The following is a 21,212-nucleotide window of genomic DNA, read 5'->3' as shown; positions in this document are numbered from 1 at the left end:
AAAGCGCCGCCGAGCGACTACTCAGACGAACGAGGAGTGCATGTCCGATATCAGCCTTTCCGACCGCGTACAACGCATCAAGCCCTCTCCCACCCTGGCCATCACCGCAAAAGCCGGTGAGCTGCGCGCTCAGGGCAAAGACATTATTGGGCTGGGTGCCGGTGAGCCGGATTTCGATACCCCGGAACATATCAAGCAGGCCGCTATTGAAGCGATTAACGCCGGCAAGACCAAATACACCCCGGTCGACGGCACTCCCGGTCTGAAAAAAGCCATTATCGACAAGTACAAGCGCGATAACGGCCTGGACTATGAAGCCAACCAGATTCTGGTCTCCAGCGGTGGCAAGCAGTCCTTCTTCAACATGGCTCTGGCCCTGCTGAACGACGGCGACGAAGCCATCATCCCCGCCCCTTACTGGGTCAGCTACCCGGACATGGTGCTGGTCGCTGGCGGCGTACCGAAAATCATCGAAACCGACGTAAACAGTCGCTTCAAGATCACCCCGGAGCAACTGGAAGCTGCGATCACCCCGAAAACCCGCCTGTTCGTGATCAACAGCCCCTCCAACCCCTCCGGCATGGCCTATTCCATCGAAGAGCTGGCTGCCCTGGGTGACGTGCTGAAGAAACATCCGGACATCATCGTCGCCACCGACGACATGTACGAGCACATCCTGTGGACCGGCAAGCCGTTCGTGAACATCGTCAACGCCACCCCGGAGCTGTACGACCGCACCGTAGTCATGAATGGGGTCTCCAAGGCCTACTCCATGACCGGCTGGCGCATCGGCTATGCCGCTGGCCCGCAGAAACTGATTGCGGCCATGAAGAAAGTGCAGTCCCAGTCCACCTCCAACCCGGCCTCCATCAGCCAGGCCGCCGCAGAAGCCGCGCTGGCTGGCGACCAAGGCTGTGTCGACGAGATGGTCAAGGCATTCAAGGAGCGCCATGACTACCTGACCGCAGCACTGGATGCCCTGCCCGGCGTGAAATGCGCCCAGGGCGACGGCACCTTCTATGCGTTCCCGGACTTCTCTGAGGCAATCGCCAACATGGACGGCATCGAAACCGATACCGATCTGGCCGCCCTGCTGCTGGAGACCGCAGAAGTGGCACTGGTACCCGGTTCCGCCTTCGGCGCCCCCGGCTGCATGCGCCTGTCTTTTGCCGTTGGCATGGACACCCTGAAGGAAGCCATCAGCCGAATTGAGAAGGCACTGGCTAAATAAGCAACAAACGCACCCCCGGGGTGTTGACGACCCCGGGGCGCGTCACTAATATACGCGCCTCAAGACATTCCGCCTTAGCTCAGTTGGTAGAGCAAATGACTGTTAATCATTGGGTCGCTGGTTCGAGCCCAGCAGGCGGAGCCAAATAGAAAGGGCCTACCCATCGGGTAGGCCCTTTTTCTTTGCCCAATGATTGGCGGCTTTTCTGTCCATCGTGAGCAACTACCCACCACGACACAGACACAAGACTATACCGGGCCGCCGTTGTCACCCACCCCGAAGACACAAACCTGCCAGCACATTAGCGCATCACATATCGATAAAAGACTCGCGGTGTAGCCATCCCCGCTCACAGGATAAATTACGCCGTCCGGAATAGCATCGAATTGAGGATGGTTGCCATCATGGTAGAATCCCCCACCGCCTGAGGCTATCCATCATATGGAGACAGGCTTTGACACTTTCGAGCCGGAACGAACTGAACATGCACAAGGGTCCGATTACCATTTCCCCGTCCCGTCATAATCGGTGGTATGAGCGAATTCTGCTAAACCCATTGATTGGACATTTTTGGGGACTCACAAGCATCGTTCTCGGCGCACAATTTCTCAGCTATCAAACCTGGGTGCAAAACAGCAACCAATCCATCACCCTGGTACTGCTATCCGTTATCTACGTCATCAGCGTATATCTGAGCAAGAACATCGCCAAGTTTGCGGGCGGCAAAGCGCTTTCCCACATACTTGGCACCAGCCTGCTCGCCATCTCACTGGCGATGATGGTAGTTCTTTTAGTCCGTATTGGTTACGCGCGCAGTTCGTTGATTATTGGCTGTACTCTTTTAATTGCCGTTCAACTGCTTGGCGTACTCATCAGCAGGCGATTCCGAAAGCTCAAAGTCGCTATCGTCCCCTCCCCGGCCATTGAAAACTTACTGCCCCGAAATGCCAAAAATCTCGAGTTCAGGACACTTGAAAAGCCCGAACTTGGCGAAACCCGCTTTGATGGGATTGTGGTGGACATGGACGCAGAACTTGGGAGCGACTGGATACGCTTTATCAGCCACTGCAACATTTCCGGCATACCGGTTTTCAATGCCCGCAAGGTAACAGAAACACTCGATGGCAAAGTCAATCTCGCCACGCTGCAAAGTACAGATCTCGCCAACCTGCAACCGCAGCCGGTCTATCTTGCAGCCAAGAGAGCCTTCGATATCGCGGCAACTCTTGCGGTGGCGCCACTGCTAATCCCTGTGTGTATTGTGGTCGCCCTTCTGATTCGGCTGGATTCACCCGGAGCGGCTATTTTTGTACAGCAACGAATCGGAAAGGGGAACACCGTCTTCCGCATGTACAAGTTCCGATCAATGCGCCCGCTCGAGGAAGACAACGCAGCGCCACAGTTTGCCGATCAGGACGCGCATCGAATTACCCGCCTGGGGGCCTTCATACGCAAGTTTCGCATTGATGAACTACCGCAGTTTCTGAATGTCTTCAAAGGCGACATGAGCCTGATTGGCCCAAGACCGGAACAACCCGGATTTGTCGAACAGTTTGAGAACGAAGTCCCCTACTATAGCTATCGCCATATCGTCCGCCCTGGAATTACCGGTTGGGCACAAGTAAATCATGGCTACGCAGCAGACACCGAAAGTACAAAAGAAAAAGTCGAGCACGATTTCTATTACATCAAGCATCTCTCGCCTGGACTGGATTTCTTAATTGTTATTCGCACATTAAGAACAATTTTCACAGGGTTCGGAGCGATATGAGCACTCGCATGAATTGGCCGCTGGTAACAGTCTACATACCGACATACAACCGGCCCGAGATGCTTGAGCGCGCCGTAGACTCGGTGCTTAGCCAAGGTTATGACAACCTTGAAATCCTGGTAGTGGACGATAGCTCCGAATCCATCCATCAGAAAAAACTAGAGCAGCTGTCCTGCCAGAAAGGGTTCACCCTGTTAACAAACAGACATCAAAAAGGGGCATGTGGAGCAAGAAATACAGCCATCATGAATGCAAAGGGGCTCTTTATTACCGGGCTGGATGATGATGATGAATTCCTGCCAAATCGAATTGAACAAATGCTGGAAGCATTTGATCATGAAAAATATGCGGCTGTATCGACAACCACCTTTGTACAACTGGGTAACAATGATCGTGTTTTAAGGAATGCTGACCGAGGAGTCTTTCACACAGAAGATCAGCTCCATTACAACAAGATTGGTAACCAGGTTTTCACGCTGACCGAAAGGCTCAAGAGCATCGGAGGCTTTGATGAAAACCTGCCGGCATTTCAGGATTACGATGCATGGCTACGCCTCTCATGTGACTACGGACCGATTCTGAAAATAGATCTGCCAAGCTACATCACTCATACCGAGCACGAAAACCGGATCTCGAGCAGCTCGCAAAAAAAAGAAAGGGGCCTGCAGTTATTCAGACAAAAGCATGCCGCATTAATGAACAAAGAACACAAAAAATCCTTAAAGCTACTGGAAATGCAGCACTCTGGTAAAAAGATCCCCCTGTGGGAGCTGTTTTCCGTCATTTCAACAAAAAACTGGAAACCCGCAGTCAGTCTCTACCTAGACCAAAACGTACCCAGCCTGGCAAAGCATATCCGGTTATTGAAGTTGATGATGGCGAGGGCACGATGAGCCACACCAAGTTAACGCTTGCTATAAGCACCCTTACATCCAGGCTAGACGCCGCACTTACAGTATTTGATAAGCTTACGCCGTGCGATTCGGTAGAGATGCTTATTCTGGTTCAAGGGGGCGCCTCAGAGGCAGAAAACGGAACAGATTCAGGTACGGTACGGATCGAATATCTTGATACCCTGGGTCTCAGCCATAGTCGAAATGCTGCTCTTGAAATTTCCAAAGGCGACTTTGTCTGGTTTCTTGACGATGATGTGGCGATCGATAACCAGGACCTTAACTGGCTACTTCGACAGCTTGGGAACCACTCCGCCGTTCATATTGGCCAGATAAAATGCTCTGATTGCGACAACCTTTATAAAGACTACTCTCGAAACAGAGAGGGAAAGGTTGGTGCACTTAGAACAAGCTCTATCGAAATCATTGCCCCAAGGCAGAAAATCCAGGATGCTGGAATCAAGTTCAATACACAAATTGGCTTGGGTACCGCATTTCCCTCTGGAGAAGAAAACCTGTTCTTGCTGGACGCGCTTGCGTCAGGGCTCATTTTTCAACACTTGAACCGCCCGATCATCAGTCACCCTTGCCTGCTCGAAGAACGAAAACCCGGCAATAGCTGGAAAAATCAAGCATTGGTGAGATCAAAAGGAATTATTGCAAGGCATGTCGGGGGTATCACCGGCATTACGCTTGCCATTTGGTGGGGTGCAAGAGCCTCTTACTATAACCGCTCACCCATCGGCATGCTGTGGGTTCTAAGCTCTCTGGTCCATGGTCCATCAATCGCGAACGGGATGCGAGATAATAAACGATGAAGCAACATCACGATTTCGCTGAAGCATCTCTTTCCGTTACGGCCCCCACAGTGAGCATCATCACTCCCTGCTTTAATGCAGAACACACGCTTAAAAAAACCGTCGACTCCGTTCTGGCCCAATCTTTCCAGGAATGGGAGCTGCTGCTTATAGACGATCGCTCCACTGACAACACCTATGATGTGGCACTGAAACTGGCAAGGACTGACAGCCGTATCAAGGTATTACAGCTTGCGAACAACGGCGGCGCAGCCAAGGCGAGAAACCATGGAATCGAGCACGCAACAGGACAGTTCATTGCATTTATTGATGCTGACGATCAATGGGAAACAGAAAAACTGAGCACACAAATCAAATGGATGATCGAACAACAGTGCCCGCTTTCCTATACCGCCTACAGCAGATCAACCCCTGAAGGGGCGCTCATCAATTGGGTTGGTGTCCCCAAAAAGATAAACTATCGGGAATTGTTAAAAACAAACTACATAGGATGCTCGACGGCTATATATGACTCTAAAGCTATTGGCAAAGTCTACATGCCGGATATCCGCAGAAGGCAAGATTACGGGCTGTGGTTACGCATCCTTAAATTAATTCCGGAAGCGAGGGGGATTAATACCCCGCTGACAGACTATCTCGTGCATGACCAGTCTTTATCAAGCAACAAAAAAGTCAGTGCGAGCTACAACTGGAAGATCTACAGACAAATCGAAGGGCTCTCTCTGCTCACAAGTGCTTACTATTTTTTTCAGTATGCAATCAGGGGAATACTGAGAACTAAAGCACCCGGGCTATCAACCAAGCTCGGACTGTTACACACTACGGACAAGAAAATTCAGCCCAAGGGCCCGCCGGGCTCATCGCGTAAAGCATAACCGAGCTGTTCCGCTACGACTCTGGTACGCTGAATGACATAGCGAGCCTGATCTTCTGACAAAGACGCTTTCCAGCCATCAATATTTTGAGTGATTTTTCTTGATACCTGCCGGGACCTGACGCGCATATTCGAGCTAGTGGTTTCATTGTCCAGATAGGCCGTCTCTCCCGCATCGAGAATAGCAGGATCATAAGACAGGCCGGCAAAACGACAAACCTCACCAAAGACCTTCTCGGGCGACATCGTAAGATCCTCGAACCGAACCACCAAAACCTGCTCCTTCTCGGCCAATGCAAGCACCTGATTATTATCGTTTATCCACCGATCAATACATAAATCCAGATCATGGAAACGCTTATTAAGGGATGAAACCGTGTCCAGAGGATTTCGAATCATGGCAACCATTTTATGGTCTGGTGCAACCTTGCTAATTCTATCCACACAGTAAAGATGCTTCGGTGTTTTTTCTAACACGCATTGTTTTTTATCGGAGAGTGCAAAATCCTGCCATTCGGCGAGAATTCTTGAAGACATATAAAGGGAGTTTTTGTACGGGAGGAAAAGATTGCTTTCTTTACCGATGGAAAGAATATCGTTATGTCTTCCAAGCTTTGCTGCCAACAGGGTGGTCCCACTATGCCCACAACCAACAACAAAAACCGTATTAACCGTAATTCTGACAGGGCGAAAAAACCAGTCTTCGATTTTGGTGACTGCACGCTTCAAAAGATACTTGAACAAGAAGCGAAAAGTTACCTTATGAATCACCAAAGACTTAATCGTGAACATCCCTTTAGCATTCTCTGGCATTATTTTGTCGATACCCGACTCCAAATTCACCTCCAATACATCGCGAATAATCAGGCGTTGATTACCTGAGAAGAAACTGATTCAGCACATTGGCATAGCAGGAAGCGATGAACCCTTTGGGTTGCCCATTGAAGAAATAGGCATTCCTGATATCCCATGATCTGGAGAGGCTGGAATCAGGATCAGACGCCGAGGGGATATACATATAACCTGCCTGGTTATAAACCGTAATTTCGCCCAACCACCAATGCGCCCCATCAAAAAGCAGATCCACTCTGACATGATCAAAATGAGAACCAAGCAGACTGGCAATATCGACTGCCTCTTCAATTCCAGCGGGCAAGGTCAACTTATGATCCTGACCGGCTACGGTCGCCTGTTCAGGGCTACTTATCAGCTCACCGTTTGGGTCATATTCCCATGCATTAGCCCGAATTTCACTAAAGCGGCCTGAGATATGAACAATTCGTTTAACTTCTTTACCAAAGGTAAAGATCTTGACTTCATCAAGGTCGCGGGAAACTCCGGCTATCAAGTCCTCCCAGAAATATTTACGCGGCACACAGGAATAAGCCCACTCACCATGCTCATAACCATGGTTATAAGAAAGCCAGTCACTTGCCACCCTCTCAATTTCTGCTCGTGAGATTCCCCCTTCTTCAACAAGAAGATTAGTTCCACAACCATGATTTGCCTTCAAAACGCCGGCTCGGCTTATCAGTTCCTCAGGCAACGCATCAATGGATGAGCCCTCCCAGCGAACAGGGGATATGTTAAGTTCGGGAACCTGTTTCGCCACCCATGCCTTACACGCGATTTTATCTGAGAGCGTAATAAACGCGGGGTTGCGATCAACAAGCTTTCGCCACAGAAACTTTTCGTTGATCGACCGCGGGAAGGCAATATCAGGAAAGCATCCTGTTCGCCGATAAAAGTACGCGATTAGAACAGGATGCCTAAGCCAAAAAAAGCCGTTTACGGCGATTCGCCAGAGGAAAATCTTCATTGCAGATTCACTTCACGGCTTTTGCGTATAGAAGCGACCACCGAAGTCCGAATCCGCCTTCGACTTCATCAACACCCAAAAGCTCCGTTAGCGTAGAAGCAATCGCATTTTGGTCTGCTTTCACCAACCCGAATAATGACTGGCAAAACCCAACAAGGTCATTAAAGGTTGAAAAGGTCCAATAGAATTCGCGAAATGTCTCTTCAATTTTATCGAAGCCTGCCTCCGAAAGCAGAGAGGTAAAATCTCCGCGTCGAAAAAACACTCCTTCGTGGCCCGTCAAGGTCCATTGGTCAACGGGGCCATTAAGAAACGTTGCCACAGGGGTTTCATCAAGCACATCAGCAACAGCGATTACTCCACCGCTTTTCAACGCCGAGTGGCAACCTTTAAAAAAGTCAAGAATTTGCTCTCGATCCAAATGATGCAAACCCGCAAGACTGCCAGCCTTGTCGAGCGGGCGCCCGAAATCGGGCATCAGAAAAATATCAGAATGATAGGTCTCATATCGACCACCAAGAGGCTTGGCAAAATCCTCAGATGGCTCGACGCAAACCGGGGCAGAGCCCGTGCGATGAAGTCCATCCGCCAGATACCCGCCGCCGGCCGGAGCATCGAGAATAAGCTCACCAGGCCTCGGATCGAGCATTTCAATGAGAATTGCCCTTTCTTTTTCTCTGGCGTCAGGAAAGCGATCCATTGCTGCATTGTAGCTTTCCCCCCGCACGTCAAATACATCCGTATAAAAAGACACGCTATATTCCTTTAAAATTTAAAATTTCATTACCACTTGATTATTTGCCAACTAAACCAGCTAGCAACAAAATAAATAGTTAAGCCCCTTCGATTAACTCAATGCATGCTTATTCTTTGAGAAAAGACAGAACCACTGCAAGCTTCAGCCCCCCCTGGCATTAATGCTCGTCAGGGAATGCAAGGGTTTATTCAGGAACCCCTAATTTGACACTATTCTTCCAAACACAACCAGATATTAATTCCTGGTTTTAATTAATGCGGGTATTCGCTTGGCAGAATCCCAGACACGTCCACCCCCTGGAACAAACAAGACGGCGAGCTTTAAAACGTAACGAACATCCGGATAAGCAATAAAATTTGAAAAAATCAGCCGATAATCAATCTTTTCATTCAGACCCTTTGAAATGGCAACATATTTCACTGCCGCCAAAGCTGAAGCGATAGAGAGAAAACGCCTCTCCAACCTTGAAAGACTATTCTTTTTCTCGGTCAGACTCGCAAGGAGAACTTCCGCCCCTTTTAGATGCTGATCGCTCTTTGCTCCAGTCATGATCGATGATGGCCTGACTCTTTTGAAATAGAGCACCTCATCGAGCACAAAAAACTCATCTACCGAAAGCATTAATCGATAAAACAATTCCGTATCTTCATGAAAATATTCATGAAACTTCAATCCCTTCTCTTTCCATATCGATCGTTTAGTCACATAGAGAAAGGCATTGACAGTCCAGCGCCCTTGCTCACAAAAGCAAGAAATGATCTTCTTTCTGTCAGCCCTCCCGGCAGGCAAGCCACGAGAGTGATCGGGAAAACAGCTGCGGTCGATATTTCCCTCATCCAGAAACAAATCACCAGATATAAGAACACACTCGACCTCCGGCTCATCTTCAAATACCTGCTTGAAGCGCTCAATAGCATCGGGCGCAAGCATGTCATCAGAATCCAGAAAGTAAACATAATCTTGCGTTGCAAGATCAATTCCCGTGTTCCTGGCCGGGCCAGGCCCCTGGTTTTCCTGTGAATGCACTATCACAGGAAAAGGAAACACAAATTCATCAATAATTTTTAGCGAGTCATCTGTACTACCGTCATCAACGATAACCAACTCATCCGGGTGCTCAGACTGCTCAACAAGGGCCTCCAAAGACGATCTCAGATATTTTTCTGCATTGAACACCGGCAAAACAACTGAAAGCCCACCCATATCCCTTCTCTCTTCCACTTATTCTTTTAATCGCCCCTCATAAAAATGAGGGGCGAATCTTGACCCGTTTAATAACGCAGTAGGCAACAAATACATTAACAACAAAATGGCCAGCCACTGTACCTAATGCGGCACCAGAAGCACCCCACAGTGGAATCAAGGCAACAGCGATACCCGCACTTACGATTAACCCCAGCAACTGCGACCAGACGACATCGCGCTCAAAGCCTGTCATTGCCAACAAAATGAGTGCCGCGCCAAACAAAACATTCACCAGCTGCCCAATCGACAATATTACCAAAGGGAGATAAGAAATCTCTTTAAAGTCATCACCAAAAACCATCCCCACTATATTTTCGCCAAACACAATAAACACGAGTGCAATGGGAAGTGATAACAGAAGACCATTCAGAGCCGACTGTGACAGGATCTTTTTTACTTTACGTCGATCATGGTTCCTCCATGCCTCGACAATATAAGGCGGGATAACAATATTTATTAACACCAATGCCATACCGACAAAATACGCGCCTCGCTCAGCCACCCGGAATGCAGCCACGGCTTGGTCAGTATCCATAAACCCAAGCAGCAACATTGCCATATGGGTTCCAAGGACTTTTATCAGGTTAATGAAGAAAAAGGGCAGCAACATTCTTATCCAGTTGCCCGCTGCATACCGCTCACCTTGCCTGGCACCAGAAAAACTTTCTTTGCTTGTCAGCACAAACCATGACAAAAACAAAACCAGGATCATCGCGACCATTTGGGATAGCAGACCACTTGCAACAGTAAGCTCACCAAACCAGAAAACCAGCGCGACAATAGCAAGCAAAAAGAGCGGATGCAGGAAAAGGGAAAGAAACACAACCCAAAAAGGTTCTTTCATTCCCTTCAATAGCCCGTCCCTGACCGCCCCCAGCCCCATTAAGGGAAGCATCACAATAACGATCCAGAGGTAGGACCATTTTTCACCATCAGGTATAAGTGACAGCTCTATTGCCAGAAGCCCAAGCATGCAGAACAATGCTGAACACGAAACCACCCAGACAAACGCTGCCCTTGCAACACTCTTGAACCTGTCCAGGTCTTCATCGTGCCTTGCAATTGCAACTTCTCTTGTCAGAATAGACCTGACTCCACCTGTAACAGGAACAGCAAGTACGGCGAGCAGAGTCATCATGAATGAGTACTGGCCAAAAGATTCAGCCCCCAGACTACGGGCCAGTACGATGCTCGTTATCAAGCTAACCGGGATTGCAACTATCCGGAAAAAACCCATCCCTAACAGTTTGGACAGCAGCCCTCCCCGCTTTTTTTTAACATTCTCTTTATCAGGCATTTCCGTATTCCCACCGAAGCCAGTTCGCCATCGGCGATCTGTGATTCAACCCGCAAGGCGCAGTTAAAAGCCAGATTAATTAGCCATATATTCCTTTATTGCCTGATAGTCCGATTGATAGCCAAATCTCTCCACATCTTCCCGGTAACGGTTGAAGACAAGATCCAGAATATCTTTATTTTTATAGTAGTCCCGATAGTCGTAACTGGCAGACCGGTTGGCAAACTCAAGACTGGAAAAGCCGAACCTCTCCACCAAAGAAGGATAGCTTTCATTGATCTCTTCCAGCTTGAAGATATCTTGTGGTTTGTGGGGAGCCAGATGGTCCACCAGATAGCTCTGACTCATAAAATGGCGATCGCAGACCCGGTCAGGAATTTTTGCTATTTTTCTTACAAACTCCTCAAATGAATCTGACAGCTTCAAGTACCCGCCAAGATACTCATCATACAGAAAGCCGCTTCGTTTTATTTTTTCCATATCTTCAAACTTGTTAATATACGCTGAAACCAGGCGAGCAAAGGGGTTTCTTACGTAGGTAAACACGTATTTGTCTTCCAGACCCTTCACTTTTCCCCTTATCATCAACCGTGCTATTGCTGCCCGTCGTTTTTCGACATTATTCGCGACTTGCTCACCCTCTGCAGCGGCAACCATTGAACGTTTTATAGATGTGCAAGCGGCTTTTGGCATTACCAGGTATGCCACACCAACGTCTTCAACAATCAAATAATCGGGTTTTTCTATCTTGCCAGCGACAAAGAACTTGCCTGCGTGCACTATTAATTTAACAACTCGTCTTAGCCGGTCAAAAAGTGCAACCGTAAAGAACTTCATAAAATCTACTTTCTCACCCATTTTTATGCCTCGGGCCTGCTATACCATTCTCATGATCAATAACCATTGGGGTTAGCACTTTGCCAGGCCCAATGATCTCGACACATATCGCCAATTCCATGTTTCGCTTCCCAGCCAAGTCGCTCTTTCGCCCTCTGAGGATCCGAAAAGCATATTGCGACATCACCAGGACGCCGCTCCGACAATTCGTAGGTTATTTCCTTGCCGGAAGCCTGTTCGAAAGCTGACACCATTTCCAGCACGCTATACCCTTTCCCTGTTCCCAAATTCACAGTTTCCAGTCCACCATTGGCTTCCAGGAACACCAGTGCGGCCAGATGCCCTGCAGCAAGATCCATAACGTGAATATAATCGCGAACCCCGGTTCCATCCTTGGTTGGATAGTCACTACCGAATACAGTGAGTTTATCGCGCTTCCCTACAGCGACCTGGGCAATGTATGGCATCAGGTTATTGGGAATACCGGCAGGGTCTTCTCCAATCTTCCCGCTTTCATGAGCTCCTACCGGGTTGAAGTAACGAAGTAATACCAACCCCCAGCGGTTATCCGCGCGATAAAGATCGCGAAGCATATTCTCAATGTGCAGCTTCGTAGCCCCATAGGGGTTGGTGGCGCACAGAGGCGAGTCCTCTCGGATAGGAACAGAGGCCGGGTCACCGTAAACCGTGGCAGACGAGCTGAATACCAATCGCTGCACACCCGCACGATCCATCGCCTCAAGCAAACGGATCGTCCCGACAACATTGCAATCATAGTAGCGCAGCGGCTGAGCAACCGATTCCCCCACCGCCTTGAGACCGGCAAAGTGGATCACCGAAGCGATGTCGTGGTCGGAAAACAGCGTATCCAGGCACTCTCCATCGCGAATGTCACCCTTGATAAAAGTCAGCTCTCGTCCTGTCAGCGTTTGCACGCGCCGCAGGCTTTCCTCACTGCTGTTGGAAAGATTATCCAGTACCACCACCTCATATCCCGCTTCCAGCAGCAGCAGGACGGTATGAGAACCGATATAGCCGGCTCCGCCGGTCACTAGCACTTTTTTCATTGGGGCATCCTGTTCCGGGGGTTCGTCCTAGACAGCAACAATCTTAACGCAGGAGCTTACCTGCAAGCGATTTTCCATACCGCTACAGTGATAGGAACGCTGCGGGCCGGCACCCACGGGGCGTCAACCCACTGCCGCCATGGCTTTGGCAACATTGTCCTCGAAAAGCGCACGGATCCGGCCAAGCGCCTCGTCGTTTTCTGCCTCAAACCGGAGCACCAGCTTCGGTGAAGTATTGGACGCCCGACACAGCCCCCAGCCATCGGCATAATCCATGCGGATGCCATCAATCACCCTACGCTCCCCCTCACCAAATTCCGCCTGGGTCTGCAGATAGTCCACAATCGCAAACTTGCTTTCTTCCGTCACATCAATATTGATTTCCGGGGTAGTGCACAGTGAGGGATAGCTGGCGAAAAGAGCATCTGCATCGTTGCCGGAACGGCTGATAATGCCCAAAATCCGGGCAGCGGCCACCAGCGCATCATCAAATCCGTACCAGTCTTCGGCAAAGAAGATATGGCCGCTCATCTCCCCGGCCAGCAGTGCGCCGGTTTCCTTCATGCGCGCCTTGATGAGTGAATGGCCGGTCTGCCACATCTCTGGCTCACCACCCGCTCGACGAATCACCTCGAAGAGAATGCCGGTGCACTTCACGTCAAAAATGACCTTTGCCCCAGGGTGCCGGCTTACCATGTCCTCCGCCAGAGCCATCAGCAAGATATCAGGAAAGACCACCTCGCCCGAAGGTGTCACAACCCCTACCCGGTCACCGTCCCCATCAAACGCCAGCCCCAGATCCGCTTTCTCCGATTTGACCGCATCTATCAGATCCACCAGATTCTTCATGTCACCTGGATCAGGATGGTGATTCGGGAAGCTACCATCTATCTCGCTGAACAGCGGTACCACGTCACAGCCCAGGGCGCTCAGCACGGCCGGAGCCTGGATCCCTGTGATACCGTTACCGCAATCCACCACTACCTTCATTGGCGCGGCAAGGGAATGGTTATCCAGAAAAGCCCGCTGATAGCTCTCCAGGATCTCCAGTTCCCGATATTTTCCCTGCCCTTCAGCCAGCTCGTCATCAAGAATACGCTCGCGCAAGGCGGTGATGCGCTCACCGGACAAGGTGACCCCGTTAATCACGATCTTGAAACCGTTATAGTTACCCGGATTGTGGCTACCGGTCAGCATGACCCCAGAGTTAAGCCCCTCAATGTGGTAAGTCGCAAAATAGAGGGTCGGCGTCGGCACCATGCCAACATTGACCACATCACATCCCGCCGCCCGAAGACCATCACTCAGCGCCTGCAACAGCGCAGGCCCGGACAAGCGCCCATCACGCCCGACGGCGATCGCGGTCTGGCCCTGTGCCAGCACCTCAGAACCAATCGCTCGACCGATCTGAAAGGCAATCTCATCTGAAAGGGTTTCCCCATAGATGCCGCGGATATCATAGGCACGAAAAATGGAGGCGGGCACAGCATGACTCATAGGTGATCTTCCTGAACGGAAAGAGTTTGGGACTCTCATGATACGTGAAATCAGTTGGTATCGCAGAAAGGAAGCCGCACAACCCAACCCGCTCAAGACCGGTAAGGCAAAAGCCGGGGTGTGGGCAACTCCCCATGCTTACAGGCGAATTTTAGCCTGGTGCTGAGTATATTGACGCTGCCGACTAGTCGCGGCTTTTTTGCTTCCGGGCAATATGTCGGGCCAGCGCCTGTGACGAGGCATCCAGACCTTCAGCGTTATCCGGGTCGGTGAGTACCGCGAGCATATCAGTAGCGATCAGCTTCCCCATCTCTACCCCCCACTGATCGAAGGGATTGATACCCCAAATCACCGCCTGCACAAACACTTTATGTTCATACATTGCCAACAACGCACCCAAGGTCCCCGGCGACAACTCGTCCAATACCAGGGTGGTGCTGGGTTGATTGCCACGGTAACGCTTGTAGGCAGGAAGGGCGACTTTCGGGTCCAGTGCACGCTCGCCCAGGGCCAGCAAACGTGATTGGGCAAGACAGTTCGCATTGGCAAGGGCATGCTGACCTTCCAGCTCTACCGCTGCATCGGAGTGCATGTCCTCTGTATAGCGCCGTGCGGTCATCAGGAACTCACAGGCGATAGGCTGAGTCCCCTGATGCAACAGCTGAAAAAAGGCGTGCTGGGCATTCGGGCCAACCTCACCCCAGATCACCGGACAGGTATCGTAGTCCAGTGGCTCACCTGCCCGGGATACGCTCTTGCCGTTGGATTCCATCTCCAACTGTTCCAGGTAGGCCGGCAGGTGCTTCAGGCGCCCATCGTAGGGCAACACCGCGCGGGCAGGAATCTTCAGAAAATTGATATTCCAGACATCCACCAGAGCCAACATCACGGGAAGATTCTTTTGCCAGGGCATACTACGGCAATGCAGATCCATAGCATGGGCACCGCCCAGCATCTCACGAAAGCCGTCCATCCCAACCGTTAAGGCGATAGGCAGGCCAATAGCAGACCACAACGAATAGCGACCACCAACCCAGTCCCAGAACTGCAGTTGATTTGCAGGCATGATGCCCCACTCTGCCATGCGCCGGGGATTGGCAGAGATGCCAATAAAATGGCATCGCAATAACGATTCACTTGCATAGTCCAGACCCAATCCTCGGGCAAGCCACTGACGTGCGGTCTTGGCGTTATGCAACGTATCCACTGTCGTAAACGATTTGGAAGAGACCAGAAACAGCGTAGTGCGAGGGTTTAGCTCCTGAAGAACCTGCGAGACCTGACTGCCATCCATCGACGAAGCAAAGTGAATCCGGGGCCGCGCCTGACCTTCGGGAGGGAGGCTGCATTGCAGTGCAAACGCCGCCATCAAAGGGCCAAGATCGGACCCTCCTACCCCAACGTTGACCACATCGGTAATCGCATCCCCGAGAACTCCACGCCAGTGACCTTTAAGGATACGCTCCACCATTCTCTCCATGGCATCCAGTTGCTCATGGACCTGTGGCGCATGTCCTGCTTCCTCTCGTAAACACCAGTGCTTTGCCGCTCGTCCCTCAGTGCAATTTACCTCAGCCCCATCAAACAAGGCATCCAGCCAATGACGAAGCTGACGCTCTTCCGCCAGCGCCACCAGTAAATCGCGGGCCTCATCGCTCATGCGCTGCTTGCTAAAGTCCGCCAATAGCCCGCAGGCATCAATGTTGAAGCGCTCAAAACGCTGCTCATCCGCCTCAAACAAGTCCGCAAGATGCAATGCTTTTTCCTGCGCAGCGCACTGAGTCAATTGCGACCAAAGGGAACTGATACTAAGAACGTCCTGATCCGGTACCATGTTTAACGCCCTATTCCTCGATAGATCAGCCCTTGCTCCCTGACAAAAGCCGGCTCGTAAATATTGCGGCCATCCAGGATCAACGGTTCACGCATCCTGCGCTTCAAGCGCTGCCAATCCGGGCTCCAGTAGGGCTTCCACTCAGTAATCAACATCAGCGCATCCGCACCCTCAGCGGCATCATAGGGATCATCACACAGTGTCAGCTCGCCCCTGCCCTGGGCCCAGTTTTGCAGATCCGGCAATGCCTTGGGGTCATGGGCAGTTACCTCAACCCCTTGTGCCCACAACGCCTCAATGACCTTCAAAGCCGGAGCATTATCGACCCGGTGGGTGCCGGGCTTGAACGCAACGCCCCACAAGGCCACTTTTTTGCCTGCCAAATTCCCGTGATGAAACTGCCAGAACTTGCGAAAAAGCACCTCTTTCTGTCGCTCATTGGTTTGCAGCACACGCTCAAGCAAGCCAGGCTCAGCCGCCAGCTTATTCAAAGCGTCTACCAGCGCCAGAACGTTGCTGCTCAGGCCCGGACCACCAAATCCACAACCGGGGTACAAGTAGGATTCGCCAATCCGCGGGTCGGCCCCCATGGCCACCCGTACAACATCGATATCCACCCCCAGCGACTCAGACAAACAGGCCATATCGTTCATATAGCTGATACGTGTCGCCAGAATGCCGCTGATCGCGAGTTTGGCAAATTCCGCCTCACGCAGACTCATGACATGAATCACGTCCTTGCGACGGTTGAAGGGGCGCAGCAACTCTCGAACCAGGGACTCCCCCTCTCCCTCTTCACAGCCAAGCAGAATGCTGTCCGGGCGGGTAAAGGTCTGGAAGGCATTCCCTTCCTGGATCAAATCCGGCAAAGCCACCAGCACAGCGCGCGGGTCAATCTGCTTGATAATATCCCGCAACTGCTCGGCAGCCCCTACTGGCCCCACGGTCTGGTTGACTATCACGCCGCACCCCGTGGAGGAGGCCAGGCGCCTTGCCAGGCCCTCTGCCGCGGCCTGCTCACCTGGCGGAAAAGCCAAAAAAACCGCGTCCGGTGCGGTCTGGGGCAACTCCTGCCAGAAACCCGGGATCAGACGGCCACTCTCCAGCTGGTCCGCAAACAGGCGATCCAGCCCTTGTTCCCGGAACAAGGGGAGCCCGCGGGCAAGCCTCTCACGTGATGCCGGCTCAACAACGCGCCAGTTAACACGGTGGCCCGTCTGTGCCATGGCCGTAGCCGTTACCTGAGCGCACAAGGTGTCACCATAAACCGTTATATGCATGCTATCCCTTGGTTGTTCACCCGTTGAACCATCCATCGCGTGCAAACCGATACGACAACACGCGTCTCTCTCCTGGCGGCGTTTAAATTCCCTTTCGATCGAATACTGTCAATTTGCTGCAGATTCGGCCAGCTCTGCCGCCATGAGTTCCCTTGCCTTCTCACCCAGCTGAGGGTGACGGGAGGCATAATGCAGAATGGCCTGCAAATAGCCGACCTTATTGCCGCAGTCAAAGGTCCGCCCCCGCATAACGTATGCGTCCACCCGGGCGCGTTGCATCAGGGTCGCAATGGCATCGGTAAGCTGAATTTCGTTCCCTGCGCCCGGCGGTGTTTTGGCCAGAATGGCCATAATGTCGCCTGGAAGCACATATCGACCTACTACCGATAGGCATGACGGCGCCGCATCCACTGCGGGTTTTTCCACTACCGATGTCATTGGTGCAGACTCACCCGATGCTGGCACCTTGCCTTCGAGCGCCACAATACCGTATTGATCGACGCGCTCCTCCGGCACCTCTCTTACCATTATCTGGGCCGCACCACTGGCGCGGTAATGCTCCACCATGGCTCCCAGGTCTTCCTTCTGACCATCACAATCCACCAGCACATCAGCCAATAGCACCGCAAACGGTTCATTGCCCACCACCGGTGCCGCACACGCCACCGCATGCCCCAGCCCCAACGCCTGGTGCTGGCGCACGGAGATCACACTCACATCCTCAGGCAGAATATCGCGCACCTCAGCCAACAGCGCATGCTTGCCCTTGGCCTCAAGCTGCTGCTCCAACTCAAACTGACTATCAAAATAGTCTTCAATAGTGGTTTTCGCTGAGTGCGACACAAGAATGATTTCCTTGATACCAGCCCTCACGGCTTCCTTCACCACGTACTCAATGGCAGGGCGATCGACAATGGGCAGCATCTCCTTGGGAATAGACTTTGACGCCGGCAACATCCTGGAGCCAAACCCAGCCACCGGTATAACCGCTTTTCTAACCATCATTCCCTCTACTTAAACACCGTTTACCGAGCCATAACACGAGCAACCCCAGACTCGCACCAAGTGCATTGTCCACCACATCCCACCAGCTGGTAGAGCGATACGGAATCCACAGTTGCATCAGTTCAATCAATCCACCTAACGTCATCACCATGACAAAGACCGATAAGGGGGATCGTCCGATCCCCCCCAGCAACAACGCGATCAAGGCACAAAAAAATACATGGGCGTACCCAGCAATACTGCCTAGTGACAAGCTCTTGCTGACCGCCTCGCGGATATCTCCGGGCAACAAAGCTCCACCAACAAAAGCGAGAGTAATGACGGCCAGCGGAGTCATTCTCAAAAGGCTAGGCATAAAGTATCAACTAATCACTGCCGAACAGATCACGGGTGTACACCTTATCCGCCACCGCCTCCAGTTCGTCTACCATGCGGTTGGCAACGATGACATCACTCGCACCAACAAACTGATCAAAATCCTGCACGACTTCGGACCCGAAGAAGGTTGCATCCGCCAAAGCCGGCTCGTACACCAGGACCTCAACCCCCTTGGCTTTCAGACGTTTCATTACACCCTGTATCGACGAAGCCCGAAAGTTATCCGACCCCGCTTTCATTACCAAGCGGTACACCCCCACTCTCTTCGGGGCACGGCGCAGAATATCCTCGGCCACAAAATCTTTACGGGTCCGGTTCGCATCCACAATCGCCTGAATCAGGTTGTTCGGCACATCGCGGTAATTGGCGAGTAACTGCTTGGTATCCTTTGGTAGACAGTAACCGCCATAACCGAACGAGGGGTTGTTGTAGTGGTCACCAATACGTGGATCAAGACAAACCCCATCGATAATCTGCCGGGTATCCAACCCGTGAGAGGCCGCGTAGCTGTCCAGCTCATTGAAGTAGGCTACTCGCATGGCCAGGTAGGTATTGGCAAACAACTTGATGGCCTCTGCCTCCGTAGAATCCGTGAACAGCATAGGGACATCTTCACGAATCGCACCTTCAGAAAGTAAGCCCGCAAAGGTACGTGCAGCATCGCAGTCTCCGCCAACCACAATTCTGGAGGGATAGAGATTGTCATAGAGGGCCCGGCCCTCACGGAGAAACTCCGGTGAAAACAGCAACCGAGAAGACGGAAAGGTTTGCTGCAGAGAGGCCGTATATCCCACTGGCACCGTAGACTTGATAATGATGCAGGTATCAGGGTTAACCGCCTGCACATCGCGGATCACCGCTTCAACAGAGCGAGTGTCAAAATAGTGGGTTTCGGGGTCATAGTCCGTGGGGGTCGCTACCACCACAAAATCGGCCCCTTCGAAAGCGATAGCTTTATCCGTGGTTGCCGTCAGCGCCAGCGGCTTGTTTGCCAGATAATCCTGGATCATCTCGTCTTCAATAGGGGAAATCCGACGCTGGATTTTCTCTACCTTGTCGGCATCAATATCGAGCGCCACCACCGTATTGTTCTGGGCCAGCAACACGGCGTTAGACAGCCCAACGTAACCCGTCCCGGCAACCGCAATCTTCATTCTCGACCCCTAAGTTAAGACAAATATCCGGCCCTCCAGGCCAGACATGGAAAGCGCTCCAGTATACCGCCAGAGAGCGCCAACCAACACCTCCCAGGGCGGGCGGTGGCAGCCCCCAATAGCCCCTACCTCAGGTATCTTACGTTGCCTGCGCGCCCGCCTTTTGTTTGACCTGTCAGGGTGTCTCCCGCGTCGGCCACAAAATCCTGCCGACAGGGCCAATGAGACAACGCCCGGGGTTCCGTCTTACGCTCCGCCGTAAACGTCCATGAGCCCCAAAAAAAGGCCGCACCCACTGACGGGCGCGGCCTTTTTCCGAACAAGGCGGAACCCTGGGTTCCACCCTGTAACGCGGTGCATTAAATGATCGCGGCGATCAGCTGCTTCACGCAGGCCTCAATGTCGTTTTCAGCCGTATTGACCACCACTTCAGGCTTCTCCGGCGCCTCATAGGGGCTATCGATACCGGTAAACTCCTTGATGATGCCCTGGCGAGCTTTCTGATAGAGCCCCTTGGGATCACGCTTTTCGCACTCTTCCAGCGGTGCATCCACAAAGACCTCCACGAACTCACCGTCCTCAAACAGCTCACGAGCTGCATCACGGTCAGCACGGAACGGGCTGATGAAGGCAGTTACGACGATCAAACCGGCATCGACCATCAGCTTGGCCACTTCAGATACCCGACGAATGTTCTCGGTCCGGTCCTCATCACTCATACCCAGGTTCTTGTTCAGGCCATGCCGTACGTTATCCCCATCCAGCAGATAGGTGTGCTTACCCTGCTCGGTCAAGGCCACCTCAAGGGCGTTGGCCAATGTGGACTTGCCAGAGCCAGACAAACCGGTCAACCAGATGCACTTCGGCTTCTGATCCTTCACCTTGGCACGGTCAGCCTTGGAGATATTGGATTCATGCCAAACAACATGGGCTTTGGATTCGTTGGCTTTTTCCTGGTACGGGGATTTGTCAGACATGCGTAATTCCTTATTTCAAAGTTACGAGTTACGAGTTACGAAAAGCAACTTCAACACTCATTCAATTCTCGCCTGATGCCATGAATCAAAGCACCAAGCATTCTGGAAAGTTGGTCGGTTTCTGAAAGCCAAACACCGGCCACATCACCATCGATGTAGTCGATTTCGCTCCCAATATGAATTTGGGTTCTGAGTTCGCCGACTGAACCTTTTGCATAACTCCAGAACCGCCCCCTGTCACGAAGTGACACCCTTTCAAATCCCTCAGCAATATTACTGGGCACGGAAAGTGCAGACCGGGTTATCTGGTCTTTGAATCCAAAATCCCGGGATTCCTTGAAATGCCGGTACATCTCGACGCAAAGCGCCGCAGACCGGCGCCATACTTCCATCTCTTCAAATCGCATCCCTGCTTTGCTCCTTTTTACCCAGGACATCCTTGTCCAATATTGTTTTATTGCCTTTCGAAACTCGAAAC

Annotated in this window: 20 protein-coding genes and 1 tRNA gene; 6 read left to right on the top strand and 15 right to left on the bottom strand. The window is 51.7% G+C overall.

What is annotated here, in order from left to right:
- Positions 1 to 40 precede the first annotated feature (40 nt).
- The 6 genes from D4A39_RS12075 to D4A39_RS12050 all read left to right on the top strand — a co-directional run bounded on the left by D4A39_RS12075 (position 41) and on the right by D4A39_RS12050 (position 5,588).
- Positions 41 to 1,231 (top strand): pyridoxal phosphate-dependent aminotransferase, encoded by a 1,191-nt coding sequence (locus tag D4A39_RS12075; protein ID WP_022985031.1) that lies wholly within the window; start codon positions 41 to 43, stop codon positions 1,229 to 1,231.
- 68 nt (positions 1,232 to 1,299) lie between these two features.
- Positions 1,300 to 1,375 (top strand) — tRNA-Asn (locus D4A39_RS12070).
- Positions 1,376 to 1,685: 310 nt separating this feature from the next.
- Entirely contained in the window at positions 1,686 to 3,002 is a 1,317-nt protein-coding gene (locus D4A39_RS12065; RefSeq protein ID WP_233552473.1) for a sugar transferase, read from the top strand.
- Positions 2,999 to 3,895, top strand: a complete 897-nt coding sequence (locus D4A39_RS12060; protein WP_022985033.1) for a glycosyltransferase — start codon at positions 2,999 to 3,001, stop codon at positions 3,893 to 3,895. Before D4A39_RS12065 ends, D4A39_RS12060 begins: the two co-directional genes overlap by 4 nt.
- Positions 3,892 to 4,713, top strand: a complete 822-nt coding sequence (locus D4A39_RS12055; RefSeq protein ID WP_119918203.1) for a glycosyltransferase family A protein — start codon at positions 3,892 to 3,894, stop codon at positions 4,711 to 4,713. Before D4A39_RS12060 ends, D4A39_RS12055 begins: the two co-directional genes overlap by 4 nt.
- Positions 4,710 to 5,588 (top strand): glycosyltransferase family 2 protein, encoded by an 879-nt coding sequence (locus tag D4A39_RS12050; RefSeq protein WP_119918202.1) that lies wholly within the window; start codon positions 4,710 to 4,712, stop codon positions 5,586 to 5,588. The genes D4A39_RS12055 and D4A39_RS12050 overlap by 4 nt, the downstream gene beginning before the upstream one ends.
- On the opposite strand, the gene D4A39_RS12045 is transcribed toward D4A39_RS12050, so the two are convergent.
- The 15 genes from D4A39_RS12045 to D4A39_RS11975 all read right to left on the bottom strand — a co-directional run bounded on the left by D4A39_RS12045 (position 5,549) and on the right by D4A39_RS11975 (position 21,141).
- Positions 5,549 to 6,400 (bottom strand): sulfotransferase family protein, encoded by an 852-nt coding sequence (locus D4A39_RS12045; protein WP_147393915.1) that lies wholly within the window; start codon positions 6,398 to 6,400, stop codon positions 5,549 to 5,551. The two genes, D4A39_RS12050 and D4A39_RS12045, sit on opposite strands and share 40 nt — an antisense overlap.
- Before the next feature lie 61 nt (positions 6,401 to 6,461).
- Positions 6,462 to 7,406, bottom strand: a complete 945-nt coding sequence (locus D4A39_RS12040) for an ATP-grasp fold amidoligase family protein (protein WP_119918200.1) — start codon at positions 7,404 to 7,406, stop codon at positions 6,462 to 6,464.
- 7 nt (positions 7,407 to 7,413) lie between these two features.
- The gene (locus D4A39_RS12035; RefSeq protein WP_119918199.1) at positions 7,414 to 8,160 is read right to left on the bottom strand and encodes a class I SAM-dependent methyltransferase; all 747 of its coding nucleotides are present in this window, start codon (positions 8,158 to 8,160) and stop codon (positions 7,414 to 7,416) included.
- A gap of 237 nt (positions 8,161 to 8,397) precedes the next feature.
- Positions 8,398 to 9,366: a glycosyltransferase family 2 protein gene (locus D4A39_RS12030; protein WP_119918198.1), complete on the bottom strand. Its 969-nt coding sequence runs from the start codon at positions 9,364 to 9,366 to the stop codon at positions 8,398 to 8,400.
- 37 nt (positions 9,367 to 9,403) lie between these two features.
- Positions 9,404 to 10,705, bottom strand: coding sequence for an oligosaccharide flippase family protein (locus tag D4A39_RS12025; protein WP_119918197.1), 1,302 nt, complete (start codon positions 10,703 to 10,705; stop codon positions 9,404 to 9,406).
- A 75-nt stretch (positions 10,706 to 10,780) separates the two neighbouring features.
- A complete protein-coding gene (locus D4A39_RS12020) occupies positions 10,781 to 11,563 on the bottom strand; it encodes a sulfotransferase family 2 domain-containing protein (RefSeq protein WP_119918196.1) in 783 nt (260 codons plus the stop codon).
- Positions 11,564 to 11,598: 35 nt separating this feature from the next.
- Entirely contained in the window at positions 11,599 to 12,609 is a 1,011-nt protein-coding gene (galE, locus tag D4A39_RS12015; RefSeq protein WP_119918195.1) for a UDP-glucose 4-epimerase GalE, read from the bottom strand.
- A 123-nt stretch (positions 12,610 to 12,732) separates the two neighbouring features.
- Complete coding sequence (locus D4A39_RS12010) at positions 12,733 to 14,106, bottom strand: phosphomannomutase/phosphoglucomutase (protein ID WP_119918194.1); 1,374 nt, start codon at positions 14,104 to 14,106, stop codon at positions 12,733 to 12,735.
- A gap of 184 nt (positions 14,107 to 14,290) precedes the next feature.
- Complete coding sequence (gene pgi, locus D4A39_RS12005) at positions 14,291 to 15,940, bottom strand: glucose-6-phosphate isomerase (RefSeq protein ID WP_031226288.1); 1,650 nt, start codon at positions 15,938 to 15,940, stop codon at positions 14,291 to 14,293.
- A 2-nt stretch (positions 15,941 to 15,942) separates the two neighbouring features.
- On the bottom strand, positions 15,943 to 17,220 hold the full coding sequence (locus D4A39_RS12000; RefSeq protein WP_119918193.1) for a UDP-glucose dehydrogenase family protein: 1,278 nt from the start codon (positions 17,218 to 17,220) through the stop codon (positions 15,943 to 15,945).
- Positions 17,221 to 17,328: 108 nt separating this feature from the next.
- Positions 17,329 to 18,222 carry a UTP--glucose-1-phosphate uridylyltransferase GalU gene (gene galU, locus D4A39_RS11995; protein WP_119918192.1) on the bottom strand — a complete coding sequence of 298 codons (894 nt, stop codon included), beginning with the start codon at positions 18,220 to 18,222 and terminating at the stop codon, positions 17,329 to 17,331.
- On the bottom strand, positions 18,215 to 18,580 hold the full coding sequence (locus D4A39_RS11990; RefSeq protein ID WP_022985047.1) for a VanZ family protein: 366 nt from the start codon (positions 18,578 to 18,580) through the stop codon (positions 18,215 to 18,217). The genes galU and D4A39_RS11990 overlap by 8 nt, the downstream gene beginning before the upstream one ends.
- Before the next feature lie 10 nt (positions 18,581 to 18,590).
- Entirely contained in the window at positions 18,591 to 19,757 is a 1,167-nt protein-coding gene (locus tag D4A39_RS11985) for a nucleotide sugar dehydrogenase (protein ID WP_119918191.1), read from the bottom strand.
- Between the two features lie 359 nt (positions 19,758 to 20,116).
- Entirely contained in the window at positions 20,117 to 20,734 is a 618-nt protein-coding gene (gene cysC, locus D4A39_RS11980; protein ID WP_022985049.1) for an adenylyl-sulfate kinase, read from the bottom strand.
- Between the two features lie 50 nt (positions 20,735 to 20,784).
- A complete protein-coding gene (locus D4A39_RS11975) occupies positions 20,785 to 21,141 on the bottom strand; it encodes a four helix bundle protein (protein ID WP_119918190.1) in 357 nt (118 codons plus the stop codon).
- Positions 21,142 to 21,212: the final 71 nt, after the last annotated feature.

Source organism: Alcanivorax profundi (assembly GCF_003597125.1).
Taxonomy (GTDB): domain Bacteria; phylum Pseudomonadota; class Gammaproteobacteria; order Pseudomonadales; family Alcanivoracaceae; genus Alcanivorax; species Alcanivorax profundi.
This window is presented reverse-complemented; position numbering and strand designations above follow the sequence as displayed.